The organism is Serratia sp. CY33525, from assembly GCF_052169115.1.
Taxonomy (GTDB): domain Bacteria; phylum Pseudomonadota; class Gammaproteobacteria; order Enterobacterales; family Enterobacteriaceae; genus Serratia; species Serratia sarumanii.
This window is the reverse complement of the sequence record NZ_JBJNLK010000001.1, coordinates 582,267-599,253: the sequence shown is the minus strand read 5'-3', so window position 1 is coordinate 599,253 and position 16,987 is coordinate 582,267. Positions and strand designations below refer to the sequence as shown.

The 16,987-nt window shown below is 61.4% G+C and carries 15 protein-coding genes and 1 tRNA gene; 12 read left to right on the top strand and 4 right to left on the bottom strand.

Features of this window, described 5'->3' with window-relative positions; translation table 11 throughout:
* The first annotated feature begins 11 nt into the window (after positions 1–11).
* Complete coding sequence (locus tag ACJ8IM_RS02880) at positions 12–647, top strand: SDR family oxidoreductase (RefSeq protein ID WP_033655222.1); 636 nt, start codon at positions 12–14, stop codon at positions 645–647.
* Positions 648–769: 122 nt separating this feature from the next.
* Here the strand turns inward: ACJ8IM_RS02880 and ACJ8IM_RS02875 are convergent.
* A tRNA-Asn gene (locus tag ACJ8IM_RS02875) sits at positions 770–845 on the bottom strand.
* 454 nt (positions 846–1,299) lie between these two features.
* Between ACJ8IM_RS02875 and ACJ8IM_RS02870 the strand changes: the two genes are divergently transcribed.
* The 5 genes from ACJ8IM_RS02870 to ACJ8IM_RS02850 all read left to right on the top strand — a co-directional run bounded on the left by ACJ8IM_RS02870 (position 1,300) and on the right by ACJ8IM_RS02850 (position 6,340).
* Positions 1,300–2,418 (top strand): branched-chain amino acid ABC transporter substrate-binding protein, encoded by a 1,119-nt coding sequence (locus ACJ8IM_RS02870; RefSeq protein WP_033647954.1) that lies wholly within the window; start codon positions 1,300–1,302, stop codon positions 2,416–2,418.
* Between the two features lie 125 nt (positions 2,419–2,543).
* Positions 2,544–3,458: an ABC transporter permease subunit gene (locus tag ACJ8IM_RS02865; protein WP_004928592.1), complete on the top strand. Its 915-nt coding sequence runs from the start codon at positions 2,544–2,546 to the stop codon at positions 3,456–3,458.
* Between the two features lie 10 nt (positions 3,459–3,468).
* Complete coding sequence (gene livM, locus ACJ8IM_RS02860; RefSeq protein WP_101455529.1) at positions 3,469–4,755, top strand: high-affinity branched-chain amino acid ABC transporter permease LivM; 1,287 nt, start codon at positions 3,469–3,471, stop codon at positions 4,753–4,755.
* Positions 4,752–5,627, top strand: a complete 876-nt coding sequence (locus tag ACJ8IM_RS02855) for an ABC transporter ATP-binding protein (RefSeq protein WP_101455528.1) — start codon at positions 4,752–4,754, stop codon at positions 5,625–5,627. Before livM ends, ACJ8IM_RS02855 begins: the two co-directional genes overlap by 4 nt.
* Positions 5,624–6,340 carry an ABC transporter ATP-binding protein gene (locus tag ACJ8IM_RS02850; RefSeq protein ID WP_033647952.1) on the top strand — a complete coding sequence of 239 codons (717 nt, stop codon included), beginning with the start codon at positions 5,624–5,626 and terminating at the stop codon, positions 6,338–6,340. Before ACJ8IM_RS02855 ends, ACJ8IM_RS02850 begins: the two co-directional genes overlap by 4 nt.
* Positions 6,341–6,369: 29 nt before the next feature.
* Here ACJ8IM_RS02850 and ACJ8IM_RS02845 read toward each other — a convergent pair whose 3' ends face one another.
* Positions 6,370–7,056: an aspartyl/asparaginyl beta-hydroxylase domain-containing protein gene (locus tag ACJ8IM_RS02845; protein ID WP_033654946.1), complete on the bottom strand. Its 687-nt coding sequence runs from the start codon at positions 7,054–7,056 to the stop codon at positions 6,370–6,372.
* A gap of 268 nt (positions 7,057–7,324) precedes the next feature.
* Here ACJ8IM_RS02845 and ACJ8IM_RS02840 point away from each other — a divergent pair, with 268 nt between their 5' ends.
* The 6 genes from ACJ8IM_RS02840 to ACJ8IM_RS02815 all read left to right on the top strand — a co-directional run bounded on the left by ACJ8IM_RS02840 (position 7,325) and on the right by ACJ8IM_RS02815 (position 14,244).
* Complete coding sequence (locus ACJ8IM_RS02840) at positions 7,325–8,515, top strand: sugar transporter (protein WP_101455527.1); 1,191 nt, start codon at positions 7,325–7,327, stop codon at positions 8,513–8,515.
* A gap of 174 nt (positions 8,516–8,689) precedes the next feature.
* On the top strand, positions 8,690–10,084 hold the full coding sequence (locus ACJ8IM_RS02835) for an MFS transporter (protein ID WP_172448736.1): 1,395 nt from the start codon (positions 8,690–8,692) through the stop codon (positions 10,082–10,084).
* Positions 10,085–10,226: 142 nt separating this feature from the next.
* A complete protein-coding gene (locus ACJ8IM_RS02830; protein WP_043147685.1) occupies positions 10,227–11,057 on the top strand; it encodes an alpha/beta fold hydrolase in 831 nt (276 codons plus the stop codon).
* 9 nt (positions 11,058–11,066) lie between these two features.
* Positions 11,067–11,492 carry a DoxX family protein gene (locus ACJ8IM_RS02825; RefSeq protein WP_043147684.1) on the top strand — a complete coding sequence of 142 codons (426 nt, stop codon included), beginning with the start codon at positions 11,067–11,069 and terminating at the stop codon, positions 11,490–11,492.
* On the top strand, positions 11,485–13,095 hold the full coding sequence (locus ACJ8IM_RS02820) for an MFS transporter (protein WP_101455526.1): 1,611 nt from the start codon (positions 11,485–11,487) through the stop codon (positions 13,093–13,095). The genes ACJ8IM_RS02825 and ACJ8IM_RS02820 overlap by 8 nt, the downstream gene beginning before the upstream one ends.
* Positions 13,096–13,191: 96 nt before the next feature.
* Positions 13,192–14,244 carry an NAD(P)H-dependent flavin oxidoreductase gene (locus tag ACJ8IM_RS02815; protein WP_101455525.1) on the top strand — a complete coding sequence of 351 codons (1,053 nt, stop codon included), beginning with the start codon at positions 13,192–13,194 and terminating at the stop codon, positions 14,242–14,244.
* A 167-nt stretch (positions 14,245–14,411) separates the two neighbouring features.
* Here the strand turns inward: ACJ8IM_RS02815 and ACJ8IM_RS02810 are convergent, their stop codons facing one another.
* Positions 14,412–14,687, bottom strand: coding sequence for a hypothetical protein (locus tag ACJ8IM_RS02810; protein WP_071796825.1), 276 nt, complete (start codon positions 14,685–14,687; stop codon positions 14,412–14,414).
* Positions 14,688–14,702: 15 nt separating this feature from the next.
* A complete protein-coding gene (locus ACJ8IM_RS02805) occupies positions 14,703–16,787 on the bottom strand; it encodes an S-type pyocin domain-containing protein (protein WP_308317396.1) in 2,085 nt (694 codons plus the stop codon).
* Positions 16,788–16,987 lie beyond the last annotated feature (200 nt).

The following is a 16,987-nucleotide window of genomic DNA, read 5'->3' as shown; positions in this document are numbered from 1 at the left end:
TGGAGAAGACCATGAAGAATGTCCTGATCCTTGGCGCAGGCGGTCAAATCGCCTGTCATGTTATCGAACGGTTGGCGGATGAACCGGCAGTCGTGCAAACGTTGTTCGCTCGCCGGCCGGAAAAAATCCATTCGCATCCGACCAACGCGCGGATCTTTATCGGCGATGTATTGAACCGATCCGCTTTGGAACAAGCGATACAGGGCCAGGATCTGGTGTATGCCAACCTGACGGGGGAGGATCTGGATGCGCAGGCTGAGGCGGTGATTGCCGCCATGCAGGCCTGCGGCGTCAAACGCCTGATCTTTGTTCTTTCGCTGGGGATTTACGATGAAGTCCCGGGAAAATTCGGTGAATGGAATCGTACGATTATTGGTGAACCCCTCAAGCCATTCCGGCGGGCGGCTGACGCCATTGAAGCCTCGGGGCTGAATTACACCATTCTGCGCCCGGCCTGGTTAACGGATGAAGACAAGGTTGATTATGAACTCACTACTCGCGATGAGCCGTTCAAAGGGACGATCGTATCGCGTAAGAGCGTCGCCGCTTTAATTGCCGACATTATTGATGAGCCTGAGAGACACATTGGCGAAAATATCGGTGTTAACCAGCCGGGTACTGACGGTAATAAACCGTACTTTATGTGATTTACTTTAAGAGGTTATGGTTGTGTGGCAATGTTCGGATAGCCGCTGGCATCTCCGCCATTGCCCGGAAAACCAAAAGCAAAAAGCCCGCTCGGGTTTCCCTGAGCGGGCTTTTCTAAATATGGCTCCTCTGACTGGACTCGAACCAGTGACATACGGATTAACAGTCCGCCGTTCTACCGACTGAACTACAGAGGAATTGTTGGAACGGGGCGAATAATAGCGGGGCGCCTGGGGTTTGTCAAAGCGCTAAACTGCAAAAAAAGCGCGTTTGCTGAGGGAATGAGCACCTTGCGCTGTTTTTCGGCATTTTCCATCGCTATGCGCTGATTTTTGCATCCCAAATCGTTTTGACGTCGCTTGCACAAGCCGTTGCACGGCGATGGTGCAGGGTCACTCTCGCTATCCTGCACCTTCCCTCTTAGCCGTACGGCTTATCCCCCGTTAACCCCGTCAAACGCCGCGCCGCAACTGATATGTAGGATGAATAAGCAAATAATATGTATTCGTCGTCACAATGGCTGGATTTTTGCTTACCCATTTTTGGGGAATGCGACTGCGCTCTCAAGAAAATTATTTTCCCCGTCTACACATAAAGTGAAAGTTCCGCGCCCCAGGGCGTTCCGCTACACCAGTGCTGAGGAAGATAACAATGTCATCGAAATTGATAAAAAGTCCGCTCGCTGCTTTGCTCATCGGTTGTTTAGGTACGGCGTTTTCCGCGCAGGCCGATATCGTCATCGGCGTCGCCGGGCCGTTCTCCGGGCCGAACGCCACCTACGGCGATCAGTATTGGCGCGGCGCTTCTCAGGCGGCGGCGGACATCAACGCCGCCGGCGGCATCAAAGGGGAAAAAATCAAGCTGGTGCAGGGGGATGACGCCTGCGAACCGAAACAGGCGGTCGCGGTCGCCAACCGGCTGGTGGATCAGGAAAAGGTCTCGGCGGTGGTCGGCCACTTCTGCTCCTCTTCTACCATGCCCGCCTCCGAGGTGTATGACGAGGCCGGCATCATCGCCATCACCCCCGGCTCCACCAACCCGCAGATCACCGAGCGCGGCATGAAGACCATGTTCCGCATGTGCGGGCGCGACGATCAGCAGGGCGTGATCGCCACCAACTACATGCTGGACACCCTGAAGGCCAAGCGCATCGCGGTGATCCACGATAAAGACACCTATGGCCAGGGGCTGGCGGACGCGGCGAAGGCGGCGATGAACAAGCGCGGGGTCAAGGAAGTGCTGTATGAGGGGCTGTCGCGCGGCGAGAAAGACTTCAACGCGCTGGTGACCAAGATCGCCTCGGTCAAGCCGGACGTGGTCTACTTCGGCGGCTGCCATCCGGAAGCCGGGCCGCTGGTGCGCCAGATGCGCGAGCAGGGCGTGACCGCCAAGTTCTTCTCCGGCGACTGCGTGGTGACCGAAGAACTGGTGACCGCCGCCGGCGGGCCGCAGTACACCAACGGCGTGCTGATGACCTTCGGCAACGATCCGCGTCAGATCCCGGAAGGCAAGGCGGTGATCGCCAAGTTCCGCGCCAGCGGCTTTGAGCCGGAAGGGTACACCCTCTACTCCTACGCCTCGATCCAGGCGATCGCCGCCGCCTTCAACGCCACCGGCGGCAAAGACAGCGCCAAGGCCGCCGAATGGCTGAAGTCGCACGATGTGGATACCGTGATGGGCAAAAAAGCCTGGGACCAGAAGGGCGACCTGAAGGTCTCGGACTACGTGGTCTACCAATGGGATGACAAGGGCAAATATCACCAGCTGTAAACGGCCGAACCTTGAAGTTGTAACCCTATGACCGACGGGCTCGCCGCTCTGGCGAGCCCGTTCCGCGATGACCTTTGGGCCGCGTCGGACTGCGTTGGCGGCCTTACCAGGCGAGACTGCTCATTATGGATGTATTCTTTCTGCAACAGCTGATCAACGGCCTGACCCTCGGTGCGGTGTATGGCCTGATCGCCATCGGCTACACCATGGTTTACGGCATCATCGGCATGATCAACTTCGCCCACGGCGAGGTGTACATGATCTCCGCCTACCTGTGCGCCATCGGTTTGGCGCTGCTGTCGTTCTTCGGGCTGCACTCGTTCCCGCTGCTGATCCTCGGCACGCTGGTGTTCACCATCGTCATCACCGGGGTGTACGGCTGGGTGATCGAGCGCATCGCCTACAAGCCGCTGCGCAACTCCACCCGCCTGGCGCCGCTGATCTCCGCCATCGGCATGTCGTTAATCCTGCAAAACTACGCGCAGATAAGCCAAGGGCCGCGCCAGCAAGGCATCCCAACGCTGCTGAGCGGCGTGTTCCGCCTGGAGTTCGACGGCGGCGTGGTGCAAATCACCTACACCAAAGTGTTTATTCTGGTGGCGTCGCTGCTCGGCATGGCGATCCTCACCTACATCATTCAGCGCACCCGGCTGGGGCGCATCTGCCGCGCCACCCAGCAGGATCGCAAAATGGCCTCGATTCTCGGCATCAATACCGATCGGGTGATCTCGCTGGTGTTCGTGATCGGCGCCGCCATGGCCGGGCTGGCCGGGGTGCTGATCACCATGAACTACGGCACCTTCGATTTTTACGTCGGCTTTATCATCGGCATCAAGGCCTTCACCGCCGCGGTGCTGGGCGGCATCGGCTCGCTGCCGGGTGCCATGCTGGGCGGATTGCTGCTCGGGGTGGCGGAGGCGCAGTTCGCCGGCATGGTGAACTCGGATTACAAGGACGTGTTCTCCTTCGGGTTGCTGGTGGCGATCCTGATCTTCCGTCCGCAGGGCCTGCTTGGCCGGCCGCTGATCGCCAAGGTTTAAGGAGAACGCCATGTCGCAATCCGTGATCCACGGCGGGCTGGACGTTAAACGCAGCCTGCTGGACGCCGTCTTGGCCGGGCTGATCGCCCTGATCGTGTTCGGGCCGATCGTCGGCATCGTGCTGAACGGCTACAGCTTTAACTTCGAACCGCACCGGCTGGTGTGGATTATCATCGCGGTGATGGCCGGGCGGCTGCTGCTGAGCCTGTTCCTGCAAACCGCGCCGGGGCGCAGGGTGCTGGCGCGCTTCGACGGTGGCAACGACGGCGTTTACGTGCGGCCGCTGGGCTATAAATCCAACCTGCGCTGGCTCCTGCCGCTGATGGCGGCGATCGCGCTGCTGTTCCCGTTCGTCGCCACCAAATACCTGCTGACGGTGGCGATCCTCGGCCTGATCTACGTGCTGCTCGGCCTGGGGCTGAATATCGTGGTCGGGCTGGCGGGGCTGCTCGATCTGGGGTACGTGGCGTTTTACGCCATCGGCGCCTACGGGCTGGCGCTGGGCTATCAGTACCTCGGGCTGGGGTTTTGGGCGATGCTGCCGCTGGGGGCGCTGATGGCGGCGCTGGCCGGCGCGCTGCTGGGTTTCCCGGTGCTGCGCATGCACGGCGACTACCTGGCGATCGTCACGCTGGGGTTCGGTGAGATCATCCGGCTGGTGCTGAACAACTGGATGTCGCTCACCGGTGGGCCGAACGGCGTCTCGGTGCCGGCGCCGACGGTGTTCGGCCTGGAGTTCGGCCGCCGCGCCAAAGACGGCGGGGTGCCGATCCACGAGTTTCTCGGCATCAATTACAACCCCAACCTCAAGTTCATCTTCATCTACGCGGTGCTGTTTTTGGTGGTGCTGCTGGTGCTGTACATCAAGCACCGGCTGACGCGCATGCCGATCGGCCGCGCCTGGGAGGCGCTGCGCGAGGATGAGATCGCCTGCCGCTCTCTCGGGCTGAACCACGTGCTGGTGAAGCTGTCGGCCTTTATGCTGGGCGCCTCCACCGCCGGGCTGGCGGGGGTGTTTTTCGCCACCTATCAGGGCTTCGTCAACCCGACCTCGTTCACCTTCTTCGAGTCGGCGCTGATCCTGGCGATCGTGGTGCTGGGCGGCATGGGCTCCACCCTCGGCGTGGTGCTGGCGGCCTTCGTGCTGACGGTGGCGCCGGAGCTGCTGCGCAGCTTCGCCGAATACCGGGTGCTGCTGTTCGGCGTGCTGATGGTGGCGATGATGATCTGGCGGCCGCGTGGGCTGGTGCGCATCAGCCGCGCCAGCTTCGCCGAACGCAAGGGGGTGGCGCCATGAGCGACGCCATTTTGCGGGTGGAGCACCTGATGATGCGCTTTGGCGGCATCAAGGCGCTGAACGACGTCAATCTGGAGGTGGAGCGCGGCTCCATCACCGCCCTGATTGGCCCCAACGGCGCCGGCAAGACCACGGTATTCAACTGCCTGACCGGCTTTTACCGCGCCAGCGGCGGCGCGATCCTGCTCAATACCCACAAGCGGCCGACCGACGTGATCCAGGTGCTGGGGCAGAAGTTCCGCGCCGGCGACTGGATACGCCCGAAGCGGCTCGGCTCGCGCCTCTATTACAAGATGTTCGGCGGCACCCACCTGGTCAACCGCGCCGGGCTGGCGCGCACTTTCCAGAATATCCGCCTGTTCCGCGAAATGTCGGTGGTGGAGAACCTGCTGGTGGCGCAGCACATGCAGAGCAACCGCAACCTGATCGCCGGGGTGCTGAATACGCCGGGCTACCGCCGGGCGGAGAGCGCCGCGCTGGATCACGCCTTCTACTGGCTGGAGGTGGTGGATCTGGTGGACTGCGCCAACCGGCTGGCGGGGGAGATGTCCTACGGCCAGCAGCGGCGGCTGGAGATCGCGCGCGCCATGTGCACCACGCCGGAGATGATCTGCCTCGACGAACCGGCCGCCGGGCTGAACCCGGTGGAAACGGCCACGCTGAGCCGCATCATCCGTTTCCTGCGCCAGCATCACGGCATCACGGTGCTGCTGATCGAGCATGACATGGGCATGGTGATGGAGATCTCCGATCGGGTGATCGTGCTCGATCACGGCGACGTGATCGCCCGCGGCACGCCGCAGGAGATCCAGCACAACGAGGCGGTGATCGCCGCCTACCTGGGCGCGGACGAAGAGGAGCTGGCGGGATGAGCGAAGCGATGCTGGAATTTCGCGAAGTGGACGTGTTTTACGGGCCGATCCAGGCGCTGCGCAAGGTGTCGCTGCAGGTCAACGCCGGGGAGACGGTGGCGCTGATCGGCGCCAACGGCGCGGGAAAATCCACGCTGTTGATGTCGATCTTCGGCCAGCCGCGCATCGCCGGCGGGCAGATCCTGTTTGGCGGCGAGGACATCAGCCGCCGCTCCACGCACTACGTGGCGGCCGGCGGCATCGCGCAAGCGCCGGAAGGGCGGCGCATCTTTCCGGACATGAGCGTGGAGGAGAACCTGCTGATGGGTACCATCACCGTCGGCAACCGCTATCTGGCGGAGGATCTGCAGCGCATGTTCGAGCTGTTTCCGCGCCTCAAGGAACGGCGCAACCAGCGAGCGATGACCCTGTCCGGCGGCGAGCAGCAGATGCTGGCGATCGCCCGCGCGCTGATGAGCCGGCCGAAGCTGCTGCTGTTGGACGAGCCGAGTCTGGGGCTGGCGCCGATCGTGGTGCGGCAGATCTTCGGCGTGCTGCGCGAGCTGACCCGCAGCGGCATGACGCTGTTTCTGGTGGAGCAGAACGCCAACCACGCGCTGAAGCTGTCCGATCGCGGTTATGTGATGGTCAACGGCCAGATCCGCCTCACCGGCAGCGGCCAGGAGCTGTTGAACGATCCGGAGGTGAGAAAGGCCTATCTGGGCGGCGGCTGAGCGCCGCCCTTTGGGCAGGGAGGCCCGCTTCAGAACTGTTTCTGCATCCAGCGCACGTTCAGCCGCACCAGGGCGATGATGGCGCTGGAGAGCAGCCGCAGCCCGCCGGGCATGTCGCGGCGGCGGATGTCCAGCAGCAGCACGGTGCGCACCTGCGGGCTGTCGTTCCACACTTCGTGTTCGAAGGTGTCGTCCCACAGCATGAACTCCCCCTCGTGCAGCCGGTATTCGCGGCCGTCCACTTTCAGCACCGCCGCCGGCGCGCCGTCGGCGCGTTTGGGCATGTCCAGCACCAGATAGCCGCGCAGAATGCCGCGAAACGGCCCGCGGTGGGGCGGCACCTGCTTGCCGGGCGCCAGGAAGGAGAGCGAGGCGGACAGCACGTCCGGGGATGAAGCGATCAACGCCGCCAGCGTCGGGCAGCGCGCCAGGTTGCGGGCGATCGGCTGGCCGTAGGCCTTCATGATGAACATGCGCCAGTCGCGCGCGTCGTTGGCGGAAATCGACGCCTGCTGGATCATGATCTCGTGAAAGCGGGGAATATTGTGCAGATCGTGGGCGACGGTTAGCGCCTCTTCGCGGATCTGCCGCCACTGGGCGGTGAAACGTTCGGCGTCGGGGAACAGCGCGGCGCTGTCGAGCACCGGCTTGCCCTGAATGCGGCGATCGTAAACATTGCGCAATGCGAGCACGGACCAATCATAAATCGCGGACATAATGACCTCGCCTCAGAAAACGCCAAATGGACACTGCGCGCGGTTCTTCGGCGCGGCGCGTCGTCTGCGGCGGCCGGAGGGGAAGAGCGGCAGGAAAAATTGGTACGCTTCAATAGATTAGCACAGCATTTGTGCAACCGTGTGTCTGCGAATGTGTCGAAATGCGGCGAAAAAAACCACACAATTAAAGTGTGACGTGTATCGCATTTAGCGGGCCGGTTGGTTAAAATATCGCTACTTGCCCGCACCTGTCCGGATTTTGTTTACCATGGAACACGCTGCCGTTTCGCGCTCAACCGCCTGGTTGCGCGTGGTTATCCTCGCCGTCTCGGCCTTTATCTTCAACACCACCGAATTTATTCCGGTCGGTCTGTTGAGCGACATCGCCGCCAGCTTCTCGATGCAAACCGAACAGGTCGGCCTGATCATCACCATCTACGCCTGGATCGTCGCCGCCGCCTCATTGGCGTGCATGCTGCTGACCAGCAAAATCGAGCGCCGCAAGCTGCTGATCGGCGTGTTCATGCTGTTTATCGCCAGCCACGTGCTGACCGCCGTGGCCTGGAACTTCACCACGCTGGTCATTTCGCGCGCCGGCGTGGCGCTGGCGCACTCGGTGTTCTGGTCGATCACCGCCTCGCTGGCGATCCGCGTGGCGCCGCCGGGCAAGAAAGCCCAGGCGTTGAGCCTGCTGGCGGGCGGCACCGCGCTGGCGATGGTGCTCGGGCTGCCGCTCGGGCGGGTGGTGGGGCAACTGCTCGGCTGGCGCATGACCTTTATCGGCATCGCGGTGTGCGCCACCCTGGCGCTGGTGCTGCTGTGGCGCCTGCTGCCGGTGCTGAAAAGTGAGCACTCCGGTTCGCTGGCCAGCGTGCCGCTGCTGTTCAAACGCCCGGCGCTGCTGGCGCTGTACATGCTGACCGTCATCGTGGTGACGGCGCATTTCACCGCCTACAGCTACATCGAGCCGTTTATCCAGACCGTGGCCGGGCTGTCGGAGAACTTCACCACGCTGATGCTGCTGCTGTTCGGCGCCGCCGGCATCGTCGGCAGCCTGCTGTTCAGCCGCTACAGCGAGCGTTTTCCTTCCGGCTTCTTTATCGGCGCCATCGCGCTGCTGGCCTTGAGCCTGCTGCTGCTGTTGCCGGCCGCCGGCAGCGAAAGCCACCTGACGGTGCTGTGCATCTTCTGGGGCATGGCGATCATGGCCATCGGCCTGTCGATGCAGGCCAAAGTGTTGAGCCTGGCGCCGGACGCCACCGACGTGGCGATGGCGATCTTCTCCGGCCTGTACAACTTCGGCATCGGCAGCGGCGCGCTGCTGGGCAACCAGGTAAGCCTGCATCTGGGCATGGGCAACATCGGCTTCGTCGCCGCGCCGCTGGCGCTGATCGCCCTCGGCGGGTGCCTGCTGAGCTTCTACCGCAGCGAACGGCTGCAGCAGCACCCCAGCCGTTAAGCCACCGATTCGGGATGCCGCTGCGGCATCCCGCGTTGCATTTTCCTGCTATAAAACAGGCTGCTGCAGCGTTTTATGCTTAACTTTTTTTCATAGTCTGCTAATTAAAAATTTAACTCCGACGCCGCTTCGCTAGCATAGAAAGCCATCAAAAATGTTAATGCGAGGTTAACGGTGAGTGACTCTGTAGCGGCGTCGCCGATCCATGCGCGGGATCTGGCGGCCAGAATCGACGCCTTGCCCGCGTCGGCCGGCCTGTGGCGCTTTATCATTCTGCTGTCGCTGGGCGGCTTTTTCGAACTCTACGATCTGTTCCAGACCGGCTATATCAGCACCGGCCTTATCGCCGACGGCATTTTCCACACCGGCGCGCAGGGCGTCTTCGGCGTGTCGGACCAGGCGGCCTTCGCCTCCGCCACCTTTCTTGGCCTGTTCGTCGGCGCCAGCCTGCTGAGCCCGTACGCCGATCGCTTCGGCCGCCGCGCCACCTTTATGTTCGCCCTGATCTGGTATGGCGCCTTCTCGCTGCTGCTGGCGTTTCAACAGCAGGCGGAGTGGGTGATCTTTCTGCGCTTTCTGGTGGGCGTCGGGCTCGGCATTGAGCTGGTGACCATCGACACTTATCTGACGGAGTGGGTGCCTGCGCATCTGCGCACCCGGGCTTTCGCCTTCGCGTTCTTCGTGCAGTTCCTGTCGGTGCCGGCGGTGGCGTTGATGTCCTGGTGGCTGGTGCCGCAGACGATTTGGGGCCTGAGCGGCTGGCGCTACGTGGTGATCGCCGGCGCGCTGGCCTCGCTGGTGATCTGGCTGGTGCGCAAGGGGCTGCCTGAGTCGCCGCGCTGGCTGGTGCAGCAGCGGCGCTATGCGCAGGCCCGGCAGGTGATGCGGGATATGGAACGGCGTTGCGGCGTGATGGCCGTGGACTTCCCGTCGCGCCCGGTGGACGATGCCGAGGGGGCACCGCTGCGCGGCCGCTTTCGCGACATCTGGGCGCCGCAGTATCGCGATCGCACGCTGATGCTGGTGGTGATGAATTTCTTTCAGGCCATCGGTTTCTTCGGCTTCGGCAACTGGTTGCCGGCGCTGCTGTCGGGCAAGGGCGCATCGGTCACCCACAGCCTGCTGTACGCTTTCTTCATTACGCTGGCCTACCCGCTGGGCTCGCTGCTGTGCAGCTTCTACGCCGACAAGATGGAGAATAAGTGGCAGATCGTGTTGTCTTGCCTGGTGACGGTGGTCTTCGGCTCGCTGTTCGCGCTGCAGAACAACCCGCTGTGGCTGATCCTGTGCGGCTTCTTCATCACCTGGTCCAACGCCTGGCTGACCTACAGCTACCACTCGTATCAATCCGAGATCTTCCCGACCCATATTCGCGCCCGCGCCGTCGGTTTCTGCTACTCCTTCAGCCGGCTGTCGACGGTGTTCAGCAGCATCATCATCGGCATTATCCTGCAGTACGGCGGCTCGCTGGGGGTGATCGCGTTTATCGTCGCCAGCATGCTGATCGTGATGCTGGTGATCGGGCTGTTCGGCCCGAAAACGCGCGGTATCGATCTGGAAAACATCTGACGTTTTGCGCCGGCGGCGACGCCGGCCTCTTCAGCAAAAAAACTCGCGATCATGCGAAAATTATTCCGTTATCACTGCCTTTGCGCCTGCCGTACTGTTACCCGGTACAAAATCCAATTCAATACCGAGCGGGGAACACGTCATGAGCATCCTCACCGCGCCCGATGGCGCACGCATTTTCTATAAGGATTGGGGCCGCGGCCAGCCGATCCTGTTCTCCCACGGTTGGCCGCTGTCCGCCGATGCCTGGGACAACCAGCTGCTGTTTTTCGGCCAGAGCGGATTCCGCGTGATCGCCCACGATCGCCGCGGCCACGGCCGTTCGGATCAGACCTGGCACGGCAACGACATCAACCAATACGCCGACGATCTGGCTCTGCTGATCGAAACGCTGGATCTGCGCGATCTGATCCTGGTCGGCCACGCCATCGGCGGCGGCGAAGTGGCACGCTACATCGGCCGCCACGGCAGCGATCGGGTGGCGAAGGTGGTGCTGGTGGGCGCCGTGCCGCCGCTGATGCTGCAAACGCCGGTCAACCCGGAAGGCACACCGATGGCGGCCTTCGACGGCATTCGCAGCGGCGTGGCGGGCAACCGCTCGCAGTTCTTCAAAGATCTGGCGGTGCCGTTCTACGGTCTCCACTGCGACGAGGTGGAGAGCAATGCGGGGCTGATCGACCACTTCTGGCTGATGGGCATGCAGGGCGGCATGAAAGGGCAGTACGACGGCGTGAGCGCGTTCTCCGAAGTGGACTTCACCGCCGATCTGCTGGCGATCGACAGGCCGACGCTGCTGGTGCATGGCGACGCCGATCGGATCGTGCCGATCGGCGCCTCGGCGCTGAAAGCCGCTAAGCTTATGCAACAGGCGGAGCTGAACGTATACGCCGACGGCGCTCACGGCTTGGCGCAGGTCGATCCCGATCGCTTCAACGCCGATCTGCTGGCCTTTATCCAGAATTCGCCGTTCTAAGGGGGCGCGATGAACCTGACTGCTATCGCCGCCCGCTGCGCGCAGCGGCTGCATGCGCCCGCGGTGCGCTGGCTGCTGCTGCTCGCCATTTGCGCCGCCTACATTCAGGGCGGATTGGTCAAGGCGCTGAACGTCGAAGGCGCCATCGCCGAGATGACCCACTTCGGCCTGCAGCCGGCGGCGCTGTTCGCCGTGCTGGTTACGCTGCTGGAACTGGCGGCGTCGGTGCTGATCCTGAGCGGCTTTTACCGCTGGCTCGGCGCGTTGGCGCTGGCCGGTTTCACCCTGATGGCGACGCTGATGGCCAATCCGTTCTGGCAGTTCGACGGGGCGGAACGCGGCCAGATGATGAACGGATTTTTTGAACACCTTGGGCTGTCCGGCGCGCTGTTGCTGGTGGCATTTAACGATTTGAAGGAGCGAACGGATGGCTGAACAGGCGGACAACAAGGCGGCGGCGGGCGGCTTCGCGCCGCTGAAAATCCCCTTATTTGCGGTGCTGTGGGGCGCCACGGTGCTCGGCAACGTCGGCAGCTTTATGCGCGACGTCGCCAGCTCGTGGCTGATTACCGATCTGTCGAGTAACCCTTCGGCGGTGGCGCTGATGCAGACCGCCGCCACGCTGCCGGTGTTCCTGCTGGCGATCCCGGCCGGGGTACTGTCGGACATCCTCGATCGACGGCGCTTTCTGATCTTCGTGCAAATTTTGCTGGCCTGCGTCAGCGGCAGCCTGCTGGTGCTGTCGCAGACCGGTGCGTTGACGGTGGAATACCTGCTGGCGCTGACCTTCGTCGGCGGCATCGGCGCGGCACTGATGGGGCCGACCTGGCAGGCGATCGTTCCGGAGCTGGTGCCGCGCGCCGAGCTGAAAAACGCCGTGGCGCTGAACTCGCTGGGCATCAACATCGCCCGCTCCATCGGCCCGGCGGCCGGTGGCCTGCTGCTGGCCAGCTTCGGCGCCGGCGCGGCCTACGGCGCGGACGTGATGAGCTATGTGCTGGTGATCGCGGCGCTGCTGTGGTGGAAGCGGCCGAAGGCCGAGGACAGCGGCCTGTCGGAACACTTCTTCGGCGCCTTCCGCGCCGGCCTGCGCTATGCCCGTTCCAGCCGCGAGCTGCACGTGGTGCTGCTGCGGGCGGCGGTGTTCTTCGCCTTCTCCAGCTCGGTTTGGGCGCTGCTGCCGCTGGTGGCGCGCCGCATGCTGGGCGGCAGCGCCGGTTTTTACGGCGTTCTGCTGGGGGCGGTAGGCGCCGGGGCGATCCTCGGCGCGATCGTGTTGCCGCGCCTGCGCCAGCGGCTGAATGCCGACGGGCTGGTGTTGCTGGCGGCGGTGCTGACCGCCGTGGTGATGGCGGCCCTGTCGCTGGCGCCGCCGCAGTGGCTGGCGGTGGTGCTGCTGTTGGTGCTGGGTGCCGGCTGGATTATCGCGCTGACCACGCTCAACGGCGCGGCGCAGGGCGTTCTGCCCAACTGGGTGCGCGGCCGCGGCCTGGCCATCTACCTGATGGTGTTCAACGGCGCGATGGCGGCAGGCAGCCTGTTGTGGGGGCTGGTGGCGCAGGAGCTGGGCGTGGCCGCCACGCTGCTGGTCGGCGGCGTCGGCCTGCTGGCGGCGGGGCTGCTGTTCCACCGCCTGCGGCTGCCGACCGGCGAAGCCGATCTGCAGCCGTCGAACCATTGGCCGGAGCCGCTGGTCAACACGCCGGTCGAGAACGATCGCGGCCCGGTGATGATTCAGGTGGAGTACCGCATCCGCGAACAGGATCGGCCGCAGTTCTTGCGCACGCTGCTGATGCTGGAGCGGGCGCGTCGCCGCGACGGCGCTTACGCCTGGGGCATTACCGAGCACACCGGCGATCCGGAATGCATCATGGAGTGGTTCCTGGTGGAGTCCTGGGCAGAGCACCTGCGGCAGCACCAGCGGGTGTCGCACGCCGACGCCGATCTGCAGCAGGTGGCGCTGCGCTTCCATATCGGGCCGGAGAAACCGGTGGTGCATCACTTCCTGTCGCTCGACCGGCGTCAGGTGAAGCATTAACTGCGCGGCCAGGCGGTGAGAAGGTGCTATGCTTTTGGTCGGTTCGGCGGCGCGGCCGCCGTAAGACGAATGTAGTCAGCACAGGGAGACACATTGATGACGGCACCTTCTGCTTTTGCCCGCGAGCTTGGGCTGCGCTATCCGATCGTTCAGGGGCCGATGAACGGCGCGTCGCCGCCGGCGTTGGCGGTGGCGGTGAGCAACGCCGGGGCGCTGGGCTCGTGCGCGGCGGCGCTGTTTTCACCGGCGGTGATCCTCGAACGGGTGCAGCAGATCCGCGCGCAGACCGCCGGGCCGTTCAACATCAACCTGTTTCTGCTCGATGAGCAGCACCCGGATCTCGCCGAGCTCAAGCGCGCCCAGCACCTGCTGCGGCCGTTCCGCGAAGCGCTGGGGCTGAGCGAGCCGCCGATCCCCACCCAATTCGCCGAAAACAACCGTGACCAGATCGCGGCCTTGCTGGAGGCGGCGCCGCCGGTGGCCAGCTTCACCTTCGGCGTGCTGCCGCGCGCCACGGTTACGCAGTTCAAGAAGGCCGGCTCGCGGGTGATCGGCACCGCCACCACGGTGGCGGAAGCCCGCGCCTGGGAAGAGGCGGGCGCCGACTTCGTTTGCGTCTCTGGCTCGGAGGCGGGCGGCCACCGCCCGACCTTCCTCGGCGATATCGAGCAATCCTGCGTCGGCCTGATGGCCCTGCTGCCGCAGGTGGTGGCGGCGGTGAAGATCCCGGTGATCGCCGCGGGCGGTATCATGAACGGGCGCGGCATCGCGGCGGCGCAATTGCTGGGCGCGCAGGCGGCGCAGTTGGGCACCGCGTTCCTGTGCAGCCCGGAGTCGGGCATCGCCGAAGCCTGGCGGGCGGCGCTGCGCAACGCCGGTGATGACAGCACGCGCCTGACGCGCGCCTTCAGCGGCCGCCCGGCGCGCGGTATCGTCAATGATTTCATGCGGCAGATGCGCGCGGAAGAGGCGCAGATCCTGCCTTATCCGGTGCAGAACGCGCTCACCGGCGATATCCGCCAGGCGGCGGCCAAGGCCGGGCGCGGAGAGTTTATGTCGCTGTGGGCCGGGCAGGGCGTGGGCCTGGCGCGGCCGATGCCGGCGGCGGAGCTGGTCGCCACCCTGGCGGCGGAGCTGGAAGCGGTGTGAGCTCGTCTGCGCGATTTGGGGGGAGCAACGGAGCCAAAACCGTTGTTTTCTGCCCCAGGGCTGGACTGAAAACCAATCTGGCGTGGAATTAGCCATCAACGAAAACGTCCAACAAACTCTCGTTTGTTGGACGCTGCTTAAAACGCACTTATGGAAGGCACTGGTAATTACTCAATACCGTATTTTTTCTCGGTTACGAATGCGGGTTCTTTCCAGTTTGGACCTCTTTTATAGCCACCTTTTCCATTAGATGATACATCCCCTTTTTCTCGCATGCTTTTCACTAATGAGATCAGTTCAATGTTTGATATACGTTTATTACCATACATAGTGCAATACCCATCTAATTGAGGATGAGATATCCCGTTTTCTTTTCGTCCCGACAAGAATAAAACTATGTCTCGGATTTGTTCATTTTCAAACATAGGTTTAAAATCAATCATATATAACCTCCAGATTTATTCATCACCAGCTTTTAATGCTTCTGGTGTATATAACAGAGAGCGATCGCTACTTAATTTGTAATCTTCCAACGTCGCCGTATGAGTGTTATTCCATGTAGCACCATCGTCATCAGGTGATATTCCATCAGGAACACCAACTGCTCTATAACGCTCCAATTCCCTGATTTCGTGGGTGTAAAAACGCTTGTCGGTATCGGTGGGCTGTACTTCTCCCTTCAGGATATTTTCCAGGCGGTCAATCATCACCTTGTTATCGGGAGATTCGCCAAACCGCCCGGTATGCAGCTTCACTTTGTCCACGCCGGCGCGGTCAATGGTGGCGGTTTTCCAGTCCAGATTCTGAATTGGGCCACCGGCCTTGTCCGTGTTGTAGTCGCGACCACTGTATTGCCCTTTAGCGTTGGTTTCACCATAGATACCACTGAGCATGACATAGACAGGCTCAACACCGGTTCCCGTTGCATCAGGCTGCCAGTAGATAAAATCCTGCAGTGGCATGTCATCTGCAGGGAACGTCGTCGTGACGATACTGTCGGCCTGCTTTATCTCCGTACCGGTATGCACCGGCGTTACCGGCGCTGCAGACGCAGGATTGCCGGTATGCCACGGACCCGACGGGGCGGTGCCCGGGTTTATCAAAATGGTTCGCCCCGGCGCACCGGCAACCGCCGGCAAGGTTATCCGGTCCAGGCCGGTTTTTTCATCGCGAACCGGCCGATACACCGGCACGGTAGCGGAGACGCCGCCCGTTCCTGTTTTGACCAGTATTACCTCTTGCTGACCGCTATTCCCTCTGCGAATAAACCCGCGCACCGGTAAATCGACCGTGGTCATTTCCGGCTGAATCGGTGTTTTCCCTGCGGCAACCAGGCTGGCCGGAACGGTAAACATCTGTGTTAAATCACGACCCAGCAATTTATCAATATCGCTCTGACTTTCACCGGCTTTCCCCGGCCAGAATCCGACAACGAAGGCGCCGACTGCCGGAGCTACCGCAGTGAGCGTGGTAACCCGGGAAACTTCGACGGCGCCGCGCCACACTCCACCGGATACCCAGCCGGCCAGCTCACTGGCGCTGGTCATCACGCTGTTGATCCATGTTGATAATTGTACCATACCGCCCGCGCGGTTGAGCACCATGACCCCGGCCGTGGCCATCGCGGCATTGGCCGCTTTTATCATGCCGGGTGTATAGACCGGGGCGTCCAGTACGCCGGCTTTGGCGAACAGCGCTTTCCGAGCTGCTTCAGCCTTGCGGGCTTCTTCAGCTCGACGGACTTCCTCTGCCTTACGGGCCTCTTCGGCTTTGCGGGTTTCTTCCGCTCGACGGGCTTCCTCTGCCTTGCGAGCTTCCTCAGCTTTGCGGACTTCCTCTTCCTTCTCACGCTGTTCATTTTCTAAATGTTCAATATTTTGTTTGGCTGTGTCAATTTCTGACTGTATTCTCTTCTCTTCTTCCAGTTTTTTACCCATTTCCTTTCTGTTTAATGATTGCTGCTCCCTAACCCAGGAGGTGGGCTTTTCTCTAGAGAAGAACCAGTCTTCATTATTCAGCTTTAAATATTCCTGATGTACTTTTCGTTTATTAGCTTCATTTCGAAGAATGGTAAGGCGTTCTTTACTTACCTTTAACTTGCTAATAATTACTTTTAGGTTTGCTTTCTCGAACTCAGTCAGTTGACTACTTTCAGCTTTCTTGCTTAATGCGTCAATATCCTTTTGAATTTCTTTAATTTGGTTGTCAATTTCATTTGCTTTATTAGCTGCAAACTGAATGGCTGTATCTGAATCCTCACGGTAACTCTCTTTTGCTTCATTACTGAATGGCGTGATATCATCATCTTCAGGAGCAAAAGCACTTATCGGTTTATTAATATCGGAAATTTTTTGATCCCAGATATGGGTAATATTACTCAATTCCTTCTGTCTATCAGGTAAACCCTCGCCAACCCATGCTTCTACAACCATATTGCTATCTGATAAGTCAAACCCTCGTTGCCAACCATGTCCATTCCAGTTGTATCCCATTGAAGTCATTACATCGCGTTCATACTGCGTTATATCTTCATATCGTGTCATAATCCGATCCCTCTTCAAATAGAACGATGTAATCGACGCGCTGCCGAGCTGCGAATAACGCAGACATTATCGAACCGGGAAGCAGCTTCTACATTTACACCGCTTTGACGCTCCCTTCCTTTACCATCACCGTAATTAAATCCATTCATAATTGAGTTCCTTTCCGTCATCGTGTTGCAAGCGTGGTACTCGCCTGTAAA

Coding starts and splice junctions, on each gene's coding strand:
- ACJ8IM_RS02880 (WP_033655222.1), top strand. CDS start 12: ATGAAGAATGTCCTGATCCTTGGCGCAGGCGGTCAAATCGCCTGTCAT.
- ACJ8IM_RS02870 (WP_033647954.1), top strand. CDS start 1,300: ATGTCATCGAAATTGATAAAAAGTCCGCTCGCTGCTTTGCTCATCGGT.
- ACJ8IM_RS02865 (WP_004928592.1), top strand. CDS start 2,544: ATGGATGTATTCTTTCTGCAACAGCTGATCAACGGCCTGACCCTCGGT.
- livM (WP_101455529.1), top strand. CDS start 3,469: ATGTCGCAATCCGTGATCCACGGCGGGCTGGACGTTAAACGCAGCCTG.
- ACJ8IM_RS02855 (WP_101455528.1), top strand. CDS start 4,752: ATGAGCGACGCCATTTTGCGGGTGGAGCACCTGATGATGCGCTTTGGC.
- ACJ8IM_RS02850 (WP_033647952.1), top strand. CDS start 5,624: ATGAGCGAAGCGATGCTGGAATTTCGCGAAGTGGACGTGTTTTACGGG.
- ACJ8IM_RS02845 (WP_033654946.1), bottom strand. CDS start 7,056: ATGTCCGCGATTTATGATTGGTCCGTGCTCGCATTGCGCAATGTTTAC.
- ACJ8IM_RS02840 (WP_101455527.1), top strand. CDS start 7,325: ATGGAACACGCTGCCGTTTCGCGCTCAACCGCCTGGTTGCGCGTGGTT.
- ACJ8IM_RS02830 (WP_043147685.1), top strand. CDS start 10,227: ATGAGCATCCTCACCGCGCCCGATGGCGCACGCATTTTCTATAAGGAT.
- ACJ8IM_RS02825 (WP_043147684.1), top strand. CDS start 11,067: ATGAACCTGACTGCTATCGCCGCCCGCTGCGCGCAGCGGCTGCATGCG.
- ACJ8IM_RS02820 (WP_101455526.1), top strand. CDS start 11,485: ATGGCTGAACAGGCGGACAACAAGGCGGCGGCGGGCGGCTTCGCGCCG.
- ACJ8IM_RS02815 (WP_101455525.1), top strand. CDS start 13,192: ATGACGGCACCTTCTGCTTTTGCCCGCGAGCTTGGGCTGCGCTATCCG.
- ACJ8IM_RS02810 (WP_071796825.1), bottom strand. CDS start 14,687: ATGATTGATTTTAAACCTATGTTTGAAAATGAACAAATCCGAGACATA.
- ACJ8IM_RS02805 (WP_308317396.1), bottom strand. CDS start 16,787: ATGACACGATATGAAGATATAACGCAGTATGAACGCGATGTAATGACT.